Annotated in this window: 20 protein-coding genes; 7 read left to right on the top strand and 13 right to left on the bottom strand. The window is 43.9% G+C overall.

Features of this window, described 5'->3' with window-relative positions; all coding sequences use genetic code 11:
• Window positions 1–89: 89 nt before the first annotated feature.
• From fadD to QQ041_RS03880, 7 genes are all read right to left on the bottom strand, one after another.
• On the bottom strand, window positions 90–1784 hold the full coding sequence (fadD, locus tag QQ041_RS03910; RefSeq protein WP_285953156.1) for a long-chain-fatty-acid--CoA ligase FadD: 1695 nt from the start codon (window positions 1782–1784) through the stop codon (window positions 90–92).
• A 106-nt stretch (window positions 1785–1890) separates the two neighbouring features.
• Window positions 1891–2742, bottom strand: a complete 852-nt coding sequence (locus QQ041_RS03905; RefSeq protein ID WP_285953155.1) for an alpha/beta hydrolase — start codon at window positions 2740–2742, stop codon at window positions 1891–1893.
• Between the two features lie 49 nt (window positions 2743–2791).
• The gene (locus QQ041_RS03900) at window positions 2792–3352 is read right to left on the bottom strand and encodes a Slp family lipoprotein (protein WP_285953154.1); all 561 of its coding nucleotides are present in this window, start codon (window positions 3350–3352) and stop codon (window positions 2792–2794) included.
• Between the two features lie 35 nt (window positions 3353–3387).
• Window positions 3388–3693 carry a chromosome partitioning protein ParA gene (locus tag QQ041_RS03895; RefSeq protein ID WP_086715388.1) on the bottom strand — a complete coding sequence of 102 codons (306 nt, stop codon included), beginning with the start codon at window positions 3691–3693 and terminating at the stop codon, window positions 3388–3390.
• Window positions 3694–3765: 72 nt separating this feature from the next.
• A complete protein-coding gene (tsaB, locus tag QQ041_RS03890) occupies window positions 3766–4467 on the bottom strand; it encodes a tRNA (adenosine(37)-N6)-threonylcarbamoyltransferase complex dimerization subunit type 1 TsaB (RefSeq protein ID WP_285953153.1) in 702 nt (233 codons plus the stop codon).
• Window positions 4468–4526: 59 nt separating this feature from the next.
• Window positions 4527–6455, bottom strand: a complete 1929-nt coding sequence (locus QQ041_RS03885; RefSeq protein WP_285953152.1) for an ATP-dependent DNA helicase — start codon at window positions 6453–6455, stop codon at window positions 4527–4529.
• 160 nt (window positions 6456–6615) lie between these two features.
• Window positions 6616–6816, bottom strand: coding sequence for a hypothetical protein (locus QQ041_RS03880; RefSeq protein WP_146492298.1), 201 nt, complete (start codon window positions 6814–6816; stop codon window positions 6616–6618).
• 301 nt (window positions 6817–7117) lie between these two features.
• Between QQ041_RS03880 and purU the strand changes: the two genes are divergently transcribed.
• A complete protein-coding gene (gene purU / locus QQ041_RS03875) occupies window positions 7118–7951 on the top strand; it encodes a formyltetrahydrofolate deformylase (protein WP_065205162.1) in 834 nt (277 codons plus the stop codon).
• A gap of 178 nt (window positions 7952–8129) precedes the next feature.
• Here the strand turns inward: purU and QQ041_RS03870 are convergent, their stop codons facing one another.
• On the bottom strand, window positions 8130–8726 hold the full coding sequence (locus QQ041_RS03870) for a VOC family protein (RefSeq protein WP_285953151.1): 597 nt from the start codon (window positions 8724–8726) through the stop codon (window positions 8130–8132).
• A gap of 350 nt (window positions 8727–9076) precedes the next feature.
• On the opposite strand from QQ041_RS03870, the gene argS reads away from it, so the two are divergent.
• From argS to QQ041_RS03855, 3 genes are all read left to right on the top strand, one after another.
• Window positions 9077–10810: an arginine--tRNA ligase gene (argS, locus tag QQ041_RS03865; protein ID WP_146492300.1), complete on the top strand. Its 1734-nt coding sequence runs from the start codon at window positions 9077–9079 to the stop codon at window positions 10808–10810.
• Window positions 10811–11120: 310 nt separating this feature from the next.
• Entirely contained in the window at window positions 11121–11549 is a 429-nt protein-coding gene (locus QQ041_RS03860; protein ID WP_285953150.1) for an HIT domain-containing protein, read from the top strand.
• Window positions 11550–11686: 137 nt separating this feature from the next.
• On the top strand, window positions 11687–12214 hold the full coding sequence (locus tag QQ041_RS03855; RefSeq protein ID WP_146492302.1) for a YqhA family protein: 528 nt from the start codon (window positions 11687–11689) through the stop codon (window positions 12212–12214).
• Between the two features lie 64 nt (window positions 12215–12278).
• Here QQ041_RS03855 and QQ041_RS03850 read toward each other — a convergent pair whose 3' ends face one another.
• The 5 genes from QQ041_RS03850 to znuA form a co-directional block, all read right to left on the bottom strand.
• Window positions 12279–12509, bottom strand: coding sequence for a FeoC-like transcriptional regulator (locus tag QQ041_RS03850; RefSeq protein ID WP_146492303.1), 231 nt, complete (start codon window positions 12507–12509; stop codon window positions 12279–12281).
• Window positions 12506–14779, bottom strand: coding sequence for a Fe(2+) transporter permease subunit FeoB (gene feoB, locus QQ041_RS03845; protein ID WP_285953149.1), 2274 nt, complete (start codon window positions 14777–14779; stop codon window positions 12506–12508). The genes QQ041_RS03850 and feoB overlap by 4 nt, the downstream gene beginning before the upstream one ends.
• Entirely contained in the window at window positions 14780–15001 is a 222-nt protein-coding gene (locus QQ041_RS03840; protein ID WP_060982221.1) for a FeoA family protein, read from the bottom strand.
• Window positions 15002–15567: 566 nt separating this feature from the next.
• Window positions 15568–18930 (bottom strand): helix-turn-helix domain-containing protein, encoded by a 3363-nt coding sequence (locus tag QQ041_RS03835; RefSeq protein ID WP_285953271.1) that lies wholly within the window; start codon window positions 18928–18930, stop codon window positions 15568–15570.
• Between the two features lie 268 nt (window positions 18931–19198).
• Window positions 19199–20089 carry a zinc ABC transporter substrate-binding protein ZnuA gene (gene znuA, locus QQ041_RS03830; RefSeq protein WP_146490005.1) on the bottom strand — a complete coding sequence of 297 codons (891 nt, stop codon included), beginning with the start codon at window positions 20087–20089 and terminating at the stop codon, window positions 19199–19201.
• A gap of 83 nt (window positions 20090–20172) precedes the next feature.
• Between znuA and znuC the strand changes: the two genes are divergently transcribed.
• The 3 genes from znuC to QQ041_RS03815 all read left to right on the top strand — a co-directional run.
• Window positions 20173–20952: a zinc ABC transporter ATP-binding protein ZnuC gene (gene znuC, locus QQ041_RS03825; RefSeq protein ID WP_146490004.1), complete on the top strand. Its 780-nt coding sequence runs from the start codon at window positions 20173–20175 to the stop codon at window positions 20950–20952.
• Window positions 20952–21737 carry a zinc ABC transporter permease subunit ZnuB gene (gene znuB / locus QQ041_RS03820; RefSeq protein WP_146490003.1) on the top strand — a complete coding sequence of 262 codons (786 nt, stop codon included), beginning with the start codon at window positions 20952–20954 and terminating at the stop codon, window positions 21735–21737. Before znuC ends, znuB begins: the two co-directional genes overlap by 1 nt.
• Before the next feature lie 45 nt (window positions 21738–21782).
• On the top strand, window positions 21783–22042 hold a 260-nt coding region (locus tag QQ041_RS03815; RefSeq protein ID WP_285953148.1), incomplete at its 3' end, for a transposase.

Genomic DNA, 22042 nt, shown 5'->3' with positions numbered 1-22042 from the left:
ACCATTTTTCAGCGCTCGCTTAGATTAAGCGCCTCAATGGTTTTTCGTACTATGGTTTCTCGAGTAGTGGTTACCCATAAACTAGCTGATTATTCGCTCGCGCGTTTAGCCAATTCTGCATCGTTCTCTTCACGAAGCACACGACGTAAGATCTTACCTACGTTGGTCTTTGGAAGATCTTCTCTGAATTCAACCAGTTTAGGGATCTTGTAACCCGTTAGGTGTTCACGACAGTGCGCGATGATGTCTTCTTTGGTTAGGCTAGGGTCGCGCTTCACAACGTAGATCTTAACCAATTCACCTGACATTTCATGAGGTTGACCGATAGCCGCGACTTCAAGCACTTTGCCGTGTAGTGCCACTACATCTTCAATCTCATTCGGGTAAACGTTAAAGCCAGACACAAGAATCATGTCTTTCTTACGGTCAACAATGTGCAGCAGGCCTTCATCATCAAACTTAACGATGTCACCCGTAGATAGCCAACCGTCTTGGTCGATCACTTCTTTGGTCGCTTCTGGACGTTGCCAGTAGCCTTGCATCACTTGAGGGCCACGAACTTGCAGCTCGCCCACTTGGTCATTGGCAACCACTTTGCCTTCATCATCAACAATACGAACTTCTGTTGATGGTACTGGTAGGCCAATAGCGCCTGTGTAATCTTTAAGATCGTATGGGTTACCCGTTACCAGTGGTGAACACTCGGTTAAGCCATAGCCTTCTAACAAGTGAATGCCTGTCGCTTTTTTCCATTGCTCAGCAACAGAGCGTTGAACCGCCATGCCACCGCCAACAGATAGGCGTAGGTTACTGAAATCCAACTCGTGGAAATCTTCATTATTCACAAGTGCATTGAATAGAGTGTTTACGCCAGTAATCGCGGTAAACGGCACCTTTTGCAGCTCTTTAATGAAACCAGGAATATCACGAGGATTAGTGATAAGAAGGTTGCGACCACCCATTTCCACAAACAGCAAGCAGTTCACTGTCAGCGCAAACACGTGATAAAGTGGCAGTGCTGTTACCACCAACTCTCGGCCTTCTTGCAGAACAGGACCATACGCTCCTTTCGCTTGAAGTACGTTCGCAATCATATTGCGGTGCGTTAGGATTGCGCCCTTCGCTACACCCGTTGTGCCACCCGTGTACTGTAGGAACGCGATGTCATCACCCGCCATGAACGGCTTCACATATTGAAGACGACGACCTTTGTGCAGCGCTTTTCTGAATGAGATAGCACCCGGTAGATCATACTTAGGCACCATTCCTTTTACGTATTTCACTACGAAGTCGACAATTGTCCCTTTAGCGCGTGGCAACATTTGCCCAAGGCTAGTTAGAACAACGTGTTTAACCGGAGTGTTATCCACCACTTTCTCTAGCGTGCTCGCAAAGTTAGATACGATAACGATCGCCTTTGCACCAGAATCGTTCAGTTGATGTTCAAGCTCACGAGGTGTGTACAGTGGGTTGACGTTCACTGCAATCATACCGGCACGCAATACACCAAATAGTGCAATTGGGTATTGCAGTAGGTTTGGCATCATTAGCGCGACGCGATCGCCCTTCTTCAGTTTCAAATCATTCTGTAGGTAAGCGGCAAAAGCACGGCTGCGCTCTTCAAGCTTACGGAATGTCATAATCGAGCCCATGTTCTCAAATGCAGGTTGATCCGCGTACTTCTGTACCGACTGTTCAAACATTTCTACAAGAGATGGGTACTGATCTGGGTTGATCGTTTCTGGTACGTCACTTGGATAACGTGAAAGCCAAGGTTTATCCACGATGTTACTCCTCGTTTATCAGCTGACGACTGCTTCGCCGCTTTTTATCATTGCGGTATTACAGCACAGCTTTAGTGCATGAGCACTAAAAGGCTCAAACACTTGTTTAAATTTTGTTAACTACACCAAGAATTAGCTCTGAAACTAGCTCTGGGCTCTCTAAATGACAATGATGTCCGCCAGGAACAGTCTCTATATTCAGAGGACTATGCACTGATTTGTAGCGATTATGCTGCAAATGTCGAAATCCATCATTCCCTAAAATTATTAATTGAGGGCATTCAATAGCCGCCATAATCGCTTCAGCGTGCGCCTGTGACATTCGATATAACGAGTCACATTTTAAGTTAGGGTCGCATCGCCATTGCCAAGAGTTATCGAGCTCGACAATACCTCGCTCTACAATAGGAGCGATTAATTCAGCATTAATTTGGTTGGCGTGAGCTCTCAGCTTAATAGCATCCTCAAGGCTTGCTAGAGGACGTGAAGGCTTTCTTCGCTGTCGAAGACGACTGAGTACCCCATCTCTCAAGCGAGAAACCGTTTCTTGGGGAGCTTCAGAAAGAGGTCCGTGACCTTCAATTTGAATTAACCCTGACACCTTTTCAGGAAAGGCGGCACTATAGCAACTTGCTATCAATGCACCAAGTGAATGTCCTACCAGTACCAGTCTGTTTGGCGATAATTTGGTCACCAACTGATGCAAGTCATCAATATAATCATGAAATGGGTAATAACTTCCCGATTTGTGCGACGAGAAACCATGTCCGAAGAGATCGATAGCAACAAGGTGAGCGCTAGAAGAACACTTGGCTACTTGCTGCATAACCTGATTAAAACTGGCTGAATTATCTAACCACCCATGAATAAAAACGACCGTCGTAACGGTCGTTTCTAGATTGCCCATCTGTTGTGTCGCAAGCGTCCCGCTCGCAAGGGAATATGACTTTTCAATCATCAAACATCTAATTCCATCTGATTGCGAAACCAACGTCTAATAAAGTTAATTACTCTACGTCCTGTATCACTCGGCCTTGTCTTGGCATTGTTTCAAAACTACGACAATGTAAACTTCTGCACGAGTAGTAGGTTGGTGCGAAATCGTTAACAACAACGCGCTCAGTAATGTTCCACAGTCGTTGGTTGTCCACTTTCATCACAGGGAAGGTATAAGGGTATTCCCCTATTTTTCCATCTTCACTCCCGCTTGACTGGCCAACCAAAGTAATCAGACGACCTTCTGCAAAGCTTAGAGGCTCAACATATCCTTCGATATAACCAACAAAACGTCCGCTCGGCTCTGCGTCTAGATCTGGTTTGCCGTTACTAGAGATCGGCATATTAGCGACTTCAATTCGAGTCTTATCTTTCAAGTTGGTCACTTTCGATATTACGCCGCCTAGTCGAACACTTTTCGCATCCGGTAGTTGATCGACCCATTGTTGGTAATCGCTAATAACAGGCTCTGATTTTGCTTCGAGTTCGCTAGGTAATGATGAACACCCTGCAAGCATCAAAATACCAAGAGAAAAGGCAATTAAGCGTATTTTAGAGAGATAATTTGACATGGTTCTGATCCTTAAGCAGGCTTTAATAAGAAGCTCTAGATGTAGATATCGACACCGATAAGCTTTGCAAGTTCTTCTTTCTTCGCCTGGTTCATTACATCCATATACTCTTCCATAGCCCTACGTCCTCGGCCTTCTGGAAGATCATACTGGATTTGAGCCTTGTGTAGTTCAGACTCTTTAACTTGACGAATAGAGTGAGAAACAGCATTAGCCACCTTAGTTGGTTGTCCAACCGCAGTGCTAGCATCAGATTTTTTTGCCTGCTCCTTCTTTTTGATTCGATTAGGCTTAGACGTGCTGCCTATCGAAGAAGGAGGTAAGTTGTTAATTGATACCATGACTAATTATCTGCCCTCTCAAATCTAAATAATACGCATTTAGACCTAATTTGCATCAGAACCTTGTAAGAATTATTCGCGACCTGGCAATTTCTTCCAAGTCACTTTATCACGAAGATAAACAGGCTCAGACTCTTCTGTTGCAACCGCCTTGCCTTCTGCATAAGCGTATTGAGCAAGGAAAGCCATATCTTGAGCTTCTGGGAATAGCACTTCACATGCTTTGGTGTTGATCGCTAGCGTATCCATGTGTTCTGCGTACGCTTCCCAACCTGTACCTACTTTTGCCCATGTTTCAGAGTCCGCTTCAAGCTGCGTAGCCAATTCACTTGGTGGTGTAACACACTCTGCATCAACAGCAGTCCAGCGGCCATCTTGTTCGCGGCTGTAGCGAGCCCAGTACACTTCACTCATACGCGCATCAATCGCTGTCGCAACATGAGTTTCACCAAATTTACGGTAGCTGCCTTGCGCCATCGCAGCCAGTGTAGAGACACCGATCATCGGTAAATCTGCACCAAAAGCCAAGCCTTGAGCAATACCAATACCAATACGTACACCCGTGAAACTGCCTGGGCCTTGGCCAAACGCGATAGCATCAATATCGGTTAAAGCGACATTCGCTTCTTTCAGTACTTCATCAACCATAGGTAGAATTTTTTTCGTATGGTCTCGAGGAGCCTCTTCGCTACGTGCGAACACCTGGTCACCAATTACTAGTGCAACTGAACAGTTTTCAGTTGCGGTATCTACTGCAAGAATTTTTGCGCTCATTTGTGTCTCAAATATCTGTTATCTAATCTAAAAATAATGGCTAAGCTCAACAATGCCAATTACTCAGCAGAGATTGAATGGTCTTTAGCTAAGAATTCTTTAATGACCCCTAAGTCGCGGGTACGTGGGATAGGCGGTAAACTCGCCAAAAATATGCCACCGTAATCACGAGTCACCAATCGGTTATCGCAAATAATCAAAGCGCCATTATCGCGCTTGTCACGTATCAATCGGCCGACGCCTTGTTTCAAGGTAATCACGGCGTCTGGCAACTGTACCTGTGCAAAAGGATCACCCCCTTTTAACTTACAGTCCTCGATTCGAGCCTTAAGTAAAGGGTCATCAGGAGCGGTAAAGGGCAATTTATCGATGATAACACAGCTTAATGCGTCGCCCCTAACATCTATCCCCTCCCAGAAAGCGCCAGTAGCCACCAGCAATGCGTTACCTAATTCCATGAATTCGGCTAAAGTTTTTTGCTTACTTGTCTCACCTTGCAGCAGCACTGGAACCGAGAGTGTTTCACGGAATCGCTCCCCCAACTCTTTCATCATGCTGTGTGAAGTACACAAAAAGAAACAGCGGCCTTGGTTTTGCTCAATCACGGGAGTCAGCATTCTTACTAGCTTATCCGCGAGGCCTGGGCTATTCGGTTCAGGAAGATAACGAGGTACACACAAGCGCGCCTGATTTGGGTAATCAAACGGGCTTGGCAATGAAAACTGTGCCGACGGTTTTAACCCGAGTCGAGAGGTAAAGTGATCGAAATCGTCCGACACCGCTAAGGTTGCTGAGGTAAATACCCAAGCGCCCGGCTTCAGCTCAATCTGCTCGTGAAATTTATCCGCAACCGACAGTGGTGTGATGTGCAAAGCGAATTGCCTTGGTGTTGTGTCATACCAGTAAGAGTATCCCGTAATCGACACATCGCACACACGTTCAATGCGCGACTTAATCATGTTTGCACGTTCGAAAGCGGTATCTAACAGCTGACTTCGTCCGAGTGCTAATTTCAATACATCAACGGCCAATTGCAATGCATCTTGCAAACGAACTAACTCTCTTGCAATCGATTCAGATTTTAAGGCCTCACGCCAGTTACCACGAAAGCCTGTATCACCCAATACAATACGTAAATCGGCTGAAGATTGAACGAGCCTGTCCCCTACCTTTTGTAACTGACGCATATCTTTTGCTTCAGTTCGGTAGGCGATTTCGATGTCTTTAGCGAGCTCATTTATCTGTCGGCTCGAAACAGATTGACCAAAGTATTGGCTAGCAATATCGGGAAGCTGATGCGCTTCATCGAAGATAAACACATCTGCTTCAGGAATCAGTTCACCAAATCCGGTTTCTTTAATCGCTAGATCCGCTAAGAACAAGTGATGGTTCACTACAACAACATCAGAGTCCATCGCTTTTTTACGTGCTTTAAGTACGAAACAATCGGTGTAGCTTGGGCACTCTTTGCCCAAGCAGTTGTCATTGGTCGAGGTAATAGTTGGGATAACCGGGCTGTCTTCAGCGATATCATCACAATCGCCCAAATCACCTGTTTGTGTTGATGATGACCAACTACGAACTTTCACTAACTGAGCCAGCAGTGTTGGATCGGTATGAGCGCCATGACTCTCGATCATTTGACGGCTCAGTCTGTCCAAACACAAATAGTTTGAACGCCCTTTGAGTAACGCAACCTGACCATAAAAGCCAAGCGCATCGACCATCAAGGGTAAATCTCGATGAAACAGCTGTTCTTGAAGGTTTTTAGACCCCGTACTAATGATGGTTTTCTTGCCACTAAGCAGCGCTGGCACTAAGTAAGCAAAGGTCTTACCGGTACCCGTTCCCGCTTCAACAACTAATTGACTCTGTTGCTCAATAGCTTGTGAAACCGCTTCAGCCATGTCTAGCTGAGCTTGTCGTGGTTGAAACCCTGGGATAGCTTTACCCAGAGCACCATCAGCAGAAAACGTTTTAGATATCATAGAGTACGAAGTTTAGAAAAATAGAAGACGAATTATGGCAGGTTTAGTGAGCCGGCGCGAATCAAGAATGACTGCGCACTGGAGGTGTTTGGTTTGGTTTGACGTGACTTGAGTTACCTTAAAGGTAAGAACTGAAGAAGTAAGAATCAGAGAATCGTTTTTATTTTCGACTTAGATAACGTGACAACCAAGAGGCACCTTCAAAATGGTTATCACAAGGTTGCATGGCCTTCACAGCATCGGTTGGCGAGGTCTTGCTTTCCCACATTTCATCTAGAACATTACCATCTAACTCAGTGCCACCCGCCAATGAATTCACTCGCTTGCAGTACAGTTTTTTGGCTAATAACTCTTTATCCATAAGTATCACCTCTATTTTTGGCCAAGGCGTAAATGCCTCGGTTGAAGTTCAAATGCGTACTACGGTCAAAACTTTAAAAAATGAAGCTTCTGCCTGTTTTTCTATCTAAAAACTGATATTTCTATATCAAACAATTTATCAAAGCGATAAATCAGCAGCAGAATTTGTTGAAACCAAATTGATAATAGATTAATTATAACGGTGATATTGCGGCTCAGTTCACCGTTCGACAGCCTGCATTAAATTTGAAGAATCCCGATTTCATATAACAAGTGCAACATTTCATGGAAGTAAGATGCAGATGGAAAGAAAAACTTTATTAACACATTGTACTGACGCCCCAGGCCTCATCTCAAAGATCACCAACATTTGTTACAAGCACCAACTCAATATTATTCACAACAATGAGTTCGTTGATAACACTAGTGGCCACTTCTTTATGCGTACCGAGCTAGAGGGTTACTTCAATGACGAAACCTTGCTTGCCGATTTAGATCAAGCGCTGCCAGAGAATGCAAAACGTAAGCTCATTGGTTCTTCTCGCAAACGTGTAGTGATTTTAGTCACCAAAGAAGCGCACTGCCTTGGCGATATTCTGATGAAGAACTTCGATGGCAGTTTGGATGTAGAAATTGCGGCTGTTGTTGGCAACTACGATACTTTGCAAAGCTTAACCGAGCGTTTTGATATTCCTTATCATCATGTTTCTCACGAAGGACTAAACCGTGAAGAACATGAGAAGAAGATGCTTGAAGTGATCGATCAGTATGAGGCGGACTATCTGGTGCTTGCTAAATACATGCGAGTGCTGACTCCAGGGTTTGTTGAAAAGTACAACCACAAGATCATCAATATCCACCACAGCTTTTTGCCAGCTTTCATTGGCGCGAAGCCATATCAACAAGCGTATGAGCGCGGCGTAAAGATCATTGGTGCTACAGCGCACTTTGTGACTAATGATTTGGATGAAGGCCCAATCATCAAACAAGATGTTATCCCAGTGGATCACAACTTCAGCGCGAAAGACATGGCGCAAGCGGGTCGTGACGTTGAGAAGAATGTACTCAGCAAAGCACTAAACAAAGTGATTAACGATCACGTATTTGTTTATGGTAACAAGACTGTGATTCTGTAAGTCGGATATTCGATTTCCGGTAAGACCTCCAGTTAGAACCCAATAAAAAACGCGCAATAGGGTTTACCCATCGCGCGTTTTTTGTATCTGATGATCAGACCAGCTTTAAGAGATTCCCGTCATTCCGACGAGCCTAAGCGAGCTCAGGAATCTCATCTAAGAACTTACCCAAGTCAAATTAAGCTTGTTCAGATTCAACAACCTTCTTCAAAGAGTGTGGATGTAGCTTAATACAAATACCTTGATGTTTAAAAGCCACCGTTGGGTTATTCAAACGTTCACCCTCGCCTTTCGGGCTAGAGAGTTTTATCTTAATACCTTGCTCTGCCAAAGTTTCAAACTTAGCAGCGAACTGCGGGTAAGTCTCTTTAAGATCCGCTAGATACTGATCGGCTGTTTGCGCGTGAGAAGGAATCACAAACTCGACATGTTCCCAATCTTGGCTTGGATAAATTTTACCTTCTGCTGGATATGGCAACTCTAAGCACTCAATCTTCCAACCAAGGCTTTGCAATGGCTCATCGAAAGCCAACACCACAATTGGACGACCGTTAACCATCGCTTCTGAAATCGTAGAGCCGTACTCAGACCATGCTTGATGCGCAGATTTCGCTAGTTCAGTTTCATTGATTCGCAGCGCAATATGATCCGCTTGAGCAAAGCTTAAATCCAAACCTAATGTATTTCCTAGGTTCTCGATTTTTGCCATAAATGTGTCAAGGCGCGCGATCATTTGTTGTGGTTCTAGTTCAGCTTGCTTCAGGCTCATCGTCATTGTCTGTGTTCTCCAAATAATGGCTGCATGGTATCAGTTTTACTTTCAGCAACAAGTGTTACTTTTATAAAAAAACGTTCAAAAAGTACGGTGTCTTACTTTCCTAAATAGACAAACTTGGCTTGGTCAAAGTCGATTGTCAAAAACCCCTCAGGAAATGTTAATTTTCTATCAATTCGACCTATAAGAAACCCCACAAAATTGGTATGATTAACGCCATTTTTGTGAACTTAAACAGAGTCTGTTGTTCATTTCGGCATTAAATCGTTAACTCGAAGCATAATTAACCAAATTTAATACCCACGAAATAACGGCCACTCTTATTCATCCTTGAATTGAAGGAAACGCGTGTGAATATCCAAGCACTGATTAATGACAAAGTATCTCAGGCTCTAGAAGCCGCTGGCGCACCTGCAGGCTCTCCTGCGGCTGTTCGCCAATCTGCAAAACCACAATTTGGTGACTACCAAGCAAACGGCGTTATGGGTGTTGCTAAACGACTAGGCACTAACCCACGAGAATTTGCTCAAAAAGTATTGGACGTTCTAAACCTAGACGGTATCGCTTCTAAAGTTGAAATCGCAGGTCCAGGTTTCCTAAACATCTTCCTAGATGAAGCATTCCTAGCACAACAAGCAGACGCAGCACTGGCTGACTCTCGTCTTGGTGTTGCAGCAGCTGAAGCACAAACAATTGTTGCTGACTACTCTGCACCAAACGTTGCAAAAGAAATGCACGTTGGTCACCTACGTTCAACGATCATCGGTGATGCTGTTGTTCGTACACTTGAGTTCTTAGGTCACAAAGTTATCCGTGCTAACCACATTGGTGACTGGGGTACTCAATTCGGTATGCTTATCGCAAACCTTGAGCGCGTTCAAGCTGAGTCTGGCGAAGTTTCAATGGAACTTGCTGATCTTGAGGGCTTCTACCGTGAATCAAAAAAGCTTTACGACGAAGACGAAGAGTTTGCACTTAAAGCACGTGGCTACGTTGTTAAACTACAAAGCGGCGACGAGTTCTGCGCAGAGATGTGGAAGAAACTTGTTGACGTAACAATGATTCAGAACCAACGCAACTACGATCGTCTAAACGTATCTCTAACACGTGATGACGTAATGGGCGAAAGCATGTACAACCACATGCTTCCAACTATCGTTGCTGACCTAAAAGAGCAAGGTCTTGCTAAAGAAGATGACGGCGCACAGGTTGTATTCCTAGACGAATACAAAAACAAAGATGGCGACCCAATGGGCGTTATCATTCAGAAACGTGACGGCGGCTTCCTTTACACAACCACTGATATCGCTTGTGCAAAATACCGTTTTGAAGAACTAGGCGCAGACCGCGTACTTTACTTCATCGACTCACGTCAGCACCAACACCTAATGCAAGCTTGGACTATCGTTCGTAAAGCAGGTTACATCCCAGAATCTGTTTCTCTTGAGCACCACGCGTTCGGCATGATGCTTGGTAAAGATGGTAAACCATTCAAGACTCGTGCAGGCGGTACTGTTCGTCTTGCTGATCTTCTTGATGAAGCAGAAGTTCGTGCAGCGCAGCTAATCGAATCTAAGAACCCAGAACTAGCAGAAGACGAGAAGAAAGCGATCGCTAATACAGTTGCTATGGCAGCGGTTAAGTACGCAGACCTTTCTAAGCACCGTACAACTGACTACGTGTTCGATTGGGACAACATGCTTGCATTCGAAGGTAACACTGCACCGTACATGCAGTACGCATACACTCGTGTTGCTTCTGTATTTGCTAAAGCTGGTATTTCTATGGACTCTCTTGCAGGTGAAATCAAAATCACGGAAGAGAAAGAGAAAGCGCTTATCGCGAAACTTCTACAGTTTGAAGAAGCGGTACAGTCTGTTGCTCGTGAAGGTCAACCACACATCATGTGTAGCTACCTGTTCGAACTTGCTGGTCAATTCTCTAGCTTCTACGAAGCATGCCCAATCCTAGTTGCTGAAGACGAAGCTGTTAAGCAGAGCCGCCTGAAGCTTGCTGCACTCACAGCGAAGACTATCAAGCAAGGTCTATCGCTTCTAGGTATCGACACTCTAGAACGCATGTAAGCGATTCGAGATTCGAGATTCGAGATTCGAGATTCGAGATAATTAGAAAGGTTGGCGTGAAAGCGTCAACCTTTTGTTTTATTTGGAGGTTATATTTACTTAGCTATCGAGCTGCCCACAGACTTCCGTCGCAGAGATCTCCTACTCCGCTCCTTCGTCGCTATAGGAGATGACGAAACCTATTTCCCCACCCGTCATCCTCTACAATGAGGAACGAACGTGATATGGAATCTGCTTATTGAGATCGTAAGCGCTAGCCACATTCCTATTCCAACCTTATACTCAACTAAAACAATTAATTGGAAAGATCATGGGCTTCGAACTTCACCCGCAACTTGCAAAAGACACTACCGTTATTGGCGAATTCCCGCTTAGCCTTGCACTACTACACAAAGACAACGCTGTACCTTGGGTTATCTTGGTACCAAAACGTGCCAACCTGAAAGAGTTGCACCACTTACCAATGAAAGAACAACAGCAGTTCTTACACGAATCTCAAGCAGTAAGCCAAGCATTAGAAGCGACGTTCCAGCCAGATAAGCTCAACCTAGGCGCACTAGGTAACATGGTTCCACAACTGCATATCCACCACATAGCACGCTTCAAAGATGATATTGCGTGGCCTGGCCCGGTGTGGGGAAACACTAAAGGTGAACAACGCAGTGAAGAAGATCAAACAGCTATCCTGACTCGTATTCAGAATGTGCTGTCACTAAGCTCTATCTTTAAAAAAGCTTAATGTTGTGAGTAAGGTAATGCCTAACCTCTAGGCATTACCATTATTACCAATATGTAATAATAATTCACAAAAACACACCATTATCACAACAAAGACTCCCGAGTATACTCTCTTGCACACAACATAGAGAGAGCATCATGAAACAAACCTTCAACTTATTTCGTCATATCAGCTGGATCGCCATCATCTGTTCTATGCTTGCTTCACTGCTTTTGTTTTTTATGGGAGCAACCAAAACCTACTCTGCTTTTGCGATCTTTATGCTCAACCAGGTACCGCCAGAATCACTGGCACATCTGGACACCACAGACATCGCGATCTCATACTTAATTAAGTCCCTAGATACGTTTCTGATTGCTTTTGTACTCTTCATCTTTTCTCACGGTGTGTTCACTTTATTCATCTCAGACAAAAGTGACGCGGCAAAAAATGATGAACAGATCAAAAAGAACAAAGTGCTTAACTGGATAAAAACACCCAACATTGGCCATCTGAAAAACATTTTGGCTGAAGTGATTATCATCATTCTATTCGTGAAGTTTTTGGAGCTCGTACTCGTCAACTTCGACAGTATCGGATGGGACATACTTGTCCTGCCTGTATCAATACTGTTACTTAGTATCGGTCTTAAAGTTCTCGGCCTAGGCGGAACCAAAGAGTCCTAAGTAGATAAGCACAAACAAAAAACCGCAGCTAAAGAGCTGCGGTTTTTTATTCAAGCTATCTGAACTACATCATCACATTCAGCGATAAACCATCTTGTTTACTAATGGTGTAGCGAACACGCGTCGTATGACCATGTTTATTGGTGTCGACCAAACGGGATATTTTCCCTTTCTTGACCCACACACTCAGCATCGCATCCACACCATCTTCACTCATACCAAACTTCGTGGCGATCTCTTTACGAGCCGCTACACCTTGATTGTCAATGTACTGATGGAGTTCAGTTAAAATCATGCGACTTGCACCTCTAATGCTTTTTGCTTACTGCCGACTTTCTTGAACACGCGATAGGTGATCACAAAGCCACCTGCAATCGCTACCATCCATACTGCACTAGTCACAGGATGGGCTGCAAAGTTTGCAGCTTGATAGTAGAAGGTCGCGCCAAAGTAGCCAAGCGCCATCGTCCAAACCGCAATGAATCGCGCAAACATTTGACCAAATTCACGAACGTAAGCACCCATCGCAGCCACGCAAGGCGTGTAAAGCAGGATAAGGATTAAGTAAGCAAATGCAGCATGACCAGAAACGAATTTGTCTTTTAGGTTACCAAAGATAGATGAGTCAACCTCTTGCTCTTCGGCAACAGCACCTGAATCGCTTAAGTCACCAACCTCAATACCTAGAGGATCCGAGTAGCTTAGACCGGCTAGATTCTCAGGGATCGTCATCACCGCTTCTTCTAAGCTCGCCGCTAAATCAAACTCAGCAGCTTCTTCATCAGAAGGCGTTGTGTATAGGCTGTTCAGCGTACCGACTACCGCTTCTTTCGCGAAGATACCAGTAATGATACCTACCGTTGCTGGCCAGTTTTCTTCTGTAATACCAATAGGTTGGAATACAGGAGTCACAACTTGCGCTGCCTTAGAAAGTACTGAGTTTTCACTGTCTTCGTTACCGAAACTGCCGTCCATACCCAGAGAATTCAAGAAGCTTAAGATTGCTACCACAACCACAATCGTTTTACCTGCACCAAGCACGAAACGCTTCAGTTTTTGCCACGTTTTCAGCATCACGTTTTGTACAGTTGGCAGCTCGTAGTCTGGCATTTCCATTACTAAGCTGTCGCTGCTCCCTGGGTAGATAGTGTTTTTAAGGAACAAACCGGTAAATACAGAAGCAAGGATACCCATGATGTACAAAGCAAATACCACGTTTTGACCAGCACCAGGGAAGAACGCCGCAGCAAACAGTGCGTATACAGGTAGACGAGCACCACATGACATAAATGGCGCCATAGATGCAGCTAGCTTACGCTCACGCTCTTGGTCAAGTGTACGAGTTGCCATAATTGACGGTACGTTACAGCCAAAGCCAAGAACTAACGGTACAAACGCCTTACCCGGCAGACCAATCTTTTGCATCACTTTATCAAGTACAAACGCAGCACGCGCCATGTAGCCCGAGCTTTCCAGCACCGCTAAGAACAAGTAAAGCGCCGCGATAACTGGAATAAAGGTGGCAACAGTTTGAATACCGCCACCGATACCATCTGCAAGAATAGTAACCAGCCAAACTGGTAGGTGCCCGTCTAATAAATGGTGCCCACCATCAACCAATATTGCACCAACACCAATATCAAAGAAGTCGATAAACGCACTACCGATATTGATAGAGAACATGAACATTAGGTACATGATGACAAAGAAGAAAGGGATACCGACCCATTTGTTCAGAATGAATTGGTCAGCTTTCTCTGTGAAATTACGGCTGAGTTTGCCTTCACTACGGCGAACACGTTTACACAGGTCGTGTAAGAAGGTGTATTTGGCGTCTGCTACCGCAAGGTCGATATCAAACTCTGCACCAAGACGCACATTGTCAATTTGAGTACGTGTTTGCGGAGCTAAACCGTTTAACACCAAGTAATCATTTTCTAGAGCACGAATCGCAAGCGCGCGGTGAGAAACATCAGCATCATCAAAGTGTGATTCAACAGAAGGAATAAGTGCTTCTAATGCTTCGTCATAGTTAATAGAGATAGGATCAAGGCTAACACCTTGAACAAGAAGCTTATGCAGGCGCTCTTTGAAACGAGCCACTTGACCTTTATCGTTCGCAGACAAGCTAAGAACCGGGCAACCTAGCTCTTTCTCTAGCGCTTTCAGGTTAATCACCTGACGCTCACGCTTTAATACATCCATTTTGTTCAATACAACGATCATTGGACGACCCAACTCTCGCAATTGCAATGTCATGTATAAGCTTCGCTCTAAGCAACTTGCATCAACAACATTAATGATCACGTCAGCAGGGTGAGTCAGAACAGCTCGCGACGCGATAGACTCATCAATACTATTTGCATCATTACCACTATCTAGTGCGTAGATACCAGGCAAGTCAGTTAGCTGAAATTGGTCACCTGCGTGTGAGTACAAACCCGTTTTCTTTTCTACGGTTACACCAACCCAGTTACCAACATGCTGCTTGGCACCAGTCAGTGCATTGAACAGTGTTGTTTTGCCACTATTCGGGTTACCAACGGTAAGAACTTGATAATCCATTTAGATAACCTCGATTTGTTCTGCAATGCTTTCACGAATGGCGATAGAAACACCTCTCACTTCAACTTGAAGCGGATCACCCATCGGCGCACGGCGGATAAGCGTCACCTCAGTTTTTGGCAACATACCCATGACCATAAGTTTTTTTCTTACGTCAGGTGTTAAACCTGTTAGTGCAACAATAGAAGCCTGCTTTCCTTGCTCTAGTTGTGAGAGTTTCATAAGTACCCAATTCGTGATTGATAATGAGAAAGATTGTTATTAACGCTATGATACACATACATGCCCACAATTCTATTGTGTGAAATCAATGTTTTCGAAAATACACACTCGTAAATTTCGTTAAAAACGTTTACGTCAAAAACGTTACTTTCAACAACCTACGAGAACTACCTCACTAGTACAAAACCACCCAGCCAACAACAAATTATTATTTATCAATCACTTAAGATAATGTCGGTTTTCTCATAGGCATCTGTCGTTAATTTTATAAGTAAAATAAGTACCTAGACGTATAGTTACTCCATCGAAGAGAAATTCCTTCTCTTTAATTTTATTCCAGAGGTGATGTGGCTCGCCATATCACTCCGGCAGCAAGCGAAGGTGTCATTGGCACCCGTGGTATAGTCCCCCCGGCTATGCCACGATATTTTTTTTCTTCCTTTTGTTTTACCCTACAAACTTTTTTAAACTCCTCCTACTATCTCGTAGAAGCATAAAAAAGCCCCGACACGAATGTCGAGGCTAAAGTATATTTATCTATGTTCTAGCAGAATATCTGCTGCGCGCTACTCTTCGTTGTTTTCAGCAAACTTGGATGGAGACATGCCAAAGTGGTGTTTAAACCTTTGACTGAAGTAAGACGGGTCATTGAAGCCCGAGTCAAACGCGACATCTGAGATCTTCTCCCCAGCAAGTAATCGTTCGCAAGCATGCTCTAGGCGCACTTCATTCAAATGCTCTTTAAAGGTCTTGTTATAAGCCAATTTAAAGCGCCTCTGAAGACTTCTCTCCGACATGAACAAGCACTTAGCAACTGATGCAGTACTAAACTCTGCATCAGCGTAGTGTTCACTCACAAGCTGCGACACCTTATTTTTCCACTCTTGTTCAGCACTAAGCCTTTGTTGCTCTTGCGTCGAGCTAGCAAGCTTAATGGTTTCAATCTGCTCGATTGTGCAGGCTTCAAGATTATCGAACACTTGATATTCAATTGGCCACGAAAGCTGAACCTTATTTTGAGAGTCAGAAACAAAGGCGTTCAACTCCCCACCGCTCTGATTCATCAATAGAGGTAATTTCTCGATGTTTAGATCAGTCGATTTACCAGTGTTGTCGCTCATACTTGAAACTAATTTAGGAAAAGGCATCCCATGATCTCGAATCGTAACTACAAGGTGTTCTTTCACTTCTTCAACCAGAACCACCATACTTTGTGACTTAAAGTTTCTCTTGATGATGCTCGCGATTAAACTGTTAAAAATAATATCGAGATTAAAATACGGCAAGCTTACATATCGTTGTTTTGTTTCGACTTTAATATCCAGTTCAATGCCAGCTTTGGCTAAATCATCCTGCCAAGCTTTGAGTACCGCTTCTAAGATTAAAATTATATCGTAATAAACCGGCCCCTCTCCTTGAGGGCTATTACTCAATTGAGCCAAACCATTTTTCAACGTTAAGATTGGAGACTTCCCTTGTTCATCATTCCAATTGGGGAGCATCGCAGCAATATGATTAACTTCAGAAGAAAGTTCATTTGCAGTGTGAGACACAAGTGCATTCTTAACCGATAGCTGCTTTTTAAGCTGTTGATTGGTCGCAAGTAGTATCCGGCTTTGGTGCCTCAACTGGTCCGTCTTCAATGCAACTTGCGCTTTTAAGTGCCTGTTGGCAAAAGTGACATAACGCGAACGCCAAAAGACCAAGATAGTCACGACACCAATCAGTAGTATCAGAGAACTTGCTGCAGCCCAGTTAGTGAGATACCAAGGCTCCGCAATCGAAAAGCTTTGGCTCGTTGACACGAAGCGATAATGGGAGTCTTTAACCGGCTTAACCTCAAGCGTGTAATCCCCTGGAAGCAAGTGATCGAGTGTTAATAGACCCCCTTCAAACTCACTCCAATGCTCATTGTCGTTCAGCCGGTACTCCATCGCAGGCGCGAACGTCGCTGGTAAGATGCCCAGCTTAAATCCTATCGATGAACCATAAGGAATCTCACTCAAATCTGCCGTTTTCCCACCAAGTGATACAGTATGTTGATCGACACTTATCTTACTCAGCAAAGCACGACTATGAGGTGTTGTTGATACCAGTAACTCGTTAGACAACGCACTGACTACACCATACTTTGAGCCGAAAATAAGCCTCGAAGATTGGCTCTCTTCATTGTAAAACAGAGCACATGCACCTGCCGCAAGTTCATTGGTAATCAAGCCAAATGGTGAACCTATATGTTTATGCAGCTGCCCATCCAATCCGTAATAACTGATACCTTTTGAGGAACCTAACCACACACCATTGTCATCACTTACCAGGCAGTTCGGGCTGATATTGTCTTCAACAAGCGGGATCTCTTGAATCGCGGAGCCGTCAAAAGGGATTCGATACACACCATAACTACTCGCAAACCATTGAGATCCATCTTTCGCTTTTTCAATATCGACGACTTTACCAAAACGTTCGCTTGAGCGACTAAAACTAATTCGCTTATCAATAAACGAATAGAAACCGTGGTCTGTTCCTATGTAAATACGACCTTGTAAGCCTATATTGAGAGCCGTGATTTTTGCTGGCAAAAACTTATCAACTAACCAGTCAGTACCGTACCCCGTCAGCTTCATGGTTTCGATAGATAACGAATAGAGGCTCTGCCCTGAGGTCATCCAAAGAACGTTATCAGCCTGAAGCGCAAAATTCTCAACATGCACCCCCTCAATCGGTCTAGGTAAGTCGAGAATTTCAGGTTCTAACGTATTAGTATTAAAACTAATAATGCCTTCTTCAGTAGCCAACCAAATTGAAGTGCCAAAGATCTCAAAATCCTTAACAGGGTTGGAGTAAACGCGGATTGGGTTATCTTCACTTTGAGAGTCAACTAAATAGAGACCCATTGAGGATGCAACCCAAGATAACTGTTCATTGACAGGCTGTACTTTGTTGATCACCACACTACTCGAATGCATGCCCATCCCCGTTAATGGCGTTCTCGAGAAAGTCTTGCTGAACAGTGAGAAATATCGGATACCGTTGTTTGTCGCGATCCACATCCCACCAGCATGGTCGTTGATCAACGAGTATATTTTCTCTCCCGGTAACGAGAAGTCTTGATTAGAGGCTTGTTCAAATCGAGTAATTTGGCCCGTAATAAAGTTGTAGCTAATAAGACCATGCTCTGTGCCGATCCAATACTGATCCGAAGTTTCGGTAAGCGAAAGAACATGTGACCCTCTGACGATAGTCTCTTTATCTGGATTCGCGAGATCGACAATCACAGCGCCATTTAAAGTGCCAATAACTAACTCACGTCGAGCCTTCGAAAAATAAACGGTCTCTATATGATTTTTGTCTGATGCACTGACATGAGTAAATTCTTGATTATCTGAAAGATAAACGCCTGAACTGGTCGCCAATACCCACTTTGACAAAACCCACTCAGCGTCATTTATCGCAATGTCACTGCTATTGTTGTAACGGTACAGTTTGAGTAAAGAGTAGGTGTTGAACTCTAAAGATTGAGTATTATAGGTATAAAAATTACTGCCATCGGTCACCCAAATATAATCACCGGATGCGCCAATATTCGCAATCTCAGCACCGGGACTTAAACTAAACGCCAATTCGTTGCCAATACCAGGGTTATGTCGGTACACCTCATTATCGAAAAAGGTCCAAAACTCATCGTTAAGAAATGCGACGCTTTCAGAAGAAAATTGCAGCAAGCTACCCTTGCGAGGGAATAGAGTTCGGCCATCGTAAAAGAGTATTTTTCCATGGACATCATGAACCCATAACCCTCCTCCTGCACCTAGGTACAAATTTTTAGCCGCAAGAAAACTCCCTTGCGCTTGAACGGGCAAAGGATAGAAAACGGAAGGTGATGTATTTACCGCGATAGCGCTAAATGAAATGCTCATTAACATGAACATTCGGAAGACAATTCGATACAACTTCTGATCCTGAACAGCAACAACGAATGAAGTTTTGGTAGTCACAACATTTTATCATTGCTCAACCATAAACTGAGTTTTTTTGTGCTTATTATTATCTTTCCATTTTAGCGGAAATTAACCAAGGAGAAAGAAGGTTTGCCATTTGTTGAAAGGTTTTATCTTAGCGGTCACGAAAATGCCGCAAAAAGCGGCACTATTCATACAATATCGAGAGCAAAGTGCAGTAAAAAATACTTTCTACGAATTACTTTGCGTTTAAGCAGCTTGTGTAACTATCGGTAAGTTGCTGAAGAAAATCGAAATAACTTCCGGTCTTCACTTCAACATCAGAACCAACAGGGTCTAGCTGACCTTGCTTAGCGTTGCTTCCACGAGTCACAGATTCAATCACTGCAGGCGTAAACTGAGGCTCAGAAAACACACACTGAACATTTTCTTGTACGATCGTTTTCTTAATCGCAATCAGGCTTTTTGCTCCCGGTTTACGGTCTGGACTTACTGTGAAATGACCCAAATTATTCAGACCAAATTCTTCTTCGTAATAACCATATGCATCATGGAAAACGTAGTAACCTTTGTCTTTTATTGGCGCCAGTTGTTCGCGAATAGACTGCTTCTTCTCATCCAATGCAATCAAGAATGAATCTAGGTTCTCTTGATAAGCCATTGCGTTGCCTGGGTCAGTTTCAATTAACTTATCTGAAATGTATTTCGCAGCAACTTCGACCTGATCGATACCCAACCAAAAATGTGGATCGTGGCTGCCATGGTGGTGACCTTCATGCGCGTCATGGTCATGCTCTTCGTGTCCATAAGCGCGTAAGTTGATACCCGGAATAGAGCTGATCTCAATAACATTTTCATTCGAGCTCACGACCTTAGTTAAAAAGGCTTCTAAGTCGGGGCCAAACCAAACGACCATATCTGCACTATGAACTTTTTTGACATCTGATGGTTTGAGCGCATAATCGTGCGGCGAAGCATTACTGTTCATCAACACATCCGGTTCACTAACACCTTGCGTTAGCTCTGTCACAATCATTTGAATTGGTTTGAAACTTGTTAGAATAGTATTAGCACTTGCAACACTTGGCGCTAAAAGCAAAGTAGCAAGTATAAAAGATGAACGTGACATAATTCCTCGATAATAGAAAAGTAGCTTAGGCTTGAGGTAAATGTTACATTATAACATTAGCGAATTGCAAATGAGTTCTATTCATGGATAACTTAATCCAACTAGATTCTGTGAGCGTCGAATTTGACGGTCGAAAAGTTCTAGACAACATCTCTCTAAATTTAGAGCGCGGCAGGATCACCACCCTGATTGGGCCAAACGGTGCAGGAAAGTCGACATTAGTAAAAGTAGTACTGGGTTTACAAACCAAATTTTCAGGCACAATAACAAAAGCTAAAAAACTGAAAATTGGCTATGTTCCACAAAAATTAAAGCTCAACGATTCACTACCGCTCAATGTAGATCGTTTTCTAAAGCTCACTGGCAAGTTCAGTCAGCAAGAGATCCTTGAAGCATTGAAGCTCGTGGGTGCTGAACATCTGCAAAAGAGCAACATGCACCAGCTGTCTGGTGGTGAAAACCAACGCGTACTAATTGCCCGTTCATTACTAAGAAGACCAGACCTACTGGTTCTTGATGAACCGGCTCAAGGCGTTGACGTGCAAGGGCAAATAGACCTTTATGATCTCATTGACACCATTCGTCACCGCTTTGGTTGTGCGGTGTTTATGGTTTCACATGATCTGCATCTGGTGATGGCCAAAACAGACGATGTTATCTGTTTACATCATCATATCTGTTGCTCAGGTGCACCTGCAGACATCAAACATCATCCCTCGTATATTGCACTCTTCGGTACCGCGACTCAAGAGACACTAGCGTTTTATCATCACCAACATGAACATCACCATCATGATCTTGCAGGCCAACCAGTAAAAGGTGGTGCTCATGAGTGTTCAAATCATAAACACGGACATCACTAATGCTTGAGTTTCTTCTTCCCTCTATTTTAGCTGGCTTGGGCATTGCTCTTATCGCGGGGCCATTAGGCTCTTTTGTAGTTTGGCGCAAGATGGCCTACTTTGGCGATACGCTTGCTCATGCCTCTTTGATGGGCTTAGCGCTTGGCTTTCTGTTTAACATCAACTTGTATTTCGCACTGCTGATTTGTTGTTTGATGCTGGCCGTGTTACTCGTGACATTGCAAAAACAAAAGCTAGTCGCGACCGATACCCTACTCGGTATTTTGGCACACAGTGCACTGTCTTTGGGTCTTGTAGCCGTTAGCTTCTTGGACAATGTTCGTGTCGACCTAATGAGCTATTTATTTGGCGACTTACTTGCAGTATCACCGACTGATTTGGTATTCATCTATGCGGGTGCGGCTGTGATTGGATTAGTGCTTGCTATCTTTTGGCGACCGCTACTTTCAACGACGGTTAATGAAGATCTAGCAGCGGTTGACGGCATCAACATTGATTTAATGCGTCTGATTTTGATGCTGCTTGTCGGTATCGTGATTGCTGTCGGTATGAAATTTGTGGGTGCGTTAATCATGACATCGCTACTGATTATTCCTGCAGCAACGGCAAGGAAGTTCTCGAGCACACCTGAGCAGATGGCCTTCCTTGCATCAGTTATTGGCTCTATTGCAGTATTCGGTGGATTAAGCTTATCTTGGTTCTATGACACACCTGCTGGCCCTTCTGTGGTTATCAGTGCCGCTGCGATGTTTATGCTATCTCAAATGCTGAAGACCCGAGCGTGATGTGACCCCATAAAAGTAGACACTTAATACAGAGCATTGAGTGTAATGAAAGTAAAATCACAAAGACAATATACAGACGAATTTAAACGAGAAGCTGTTCAGCGATCTCTCGATTCTTCTGACACCGTTAAGTCAGTAGCACTATCCTTAGGAATATCGCCGGTGCTACTTTCTAAATGGAGATGCCAAATGACGTCGAAGAAGACTAACTCCCTCCCAATACCTAACCACGGTCCCGAAACATCCGTTACACAACTGGAGAAAGAGATCCGTCAATTGAAAAAGAAGCTTGAGATGGCAGAGCT

It is taken from the genome of Vibrio sp. TMPB1044, assembly GCF_030442075.1.
In the GTDB taxonomy this organism is placed as follows: domain Bacteria; phylum Pseudomonadota; class Gammaproteobacteria; order Enterobacterales; family Vibrionaceae; genus Vibrio; species Vibrio satsumensis.
The sequence above is the reverse complement of the archived record's forward strand: the minus strand, read 5'-3'. Positions and strand labels throughout refer to the sequence as shown.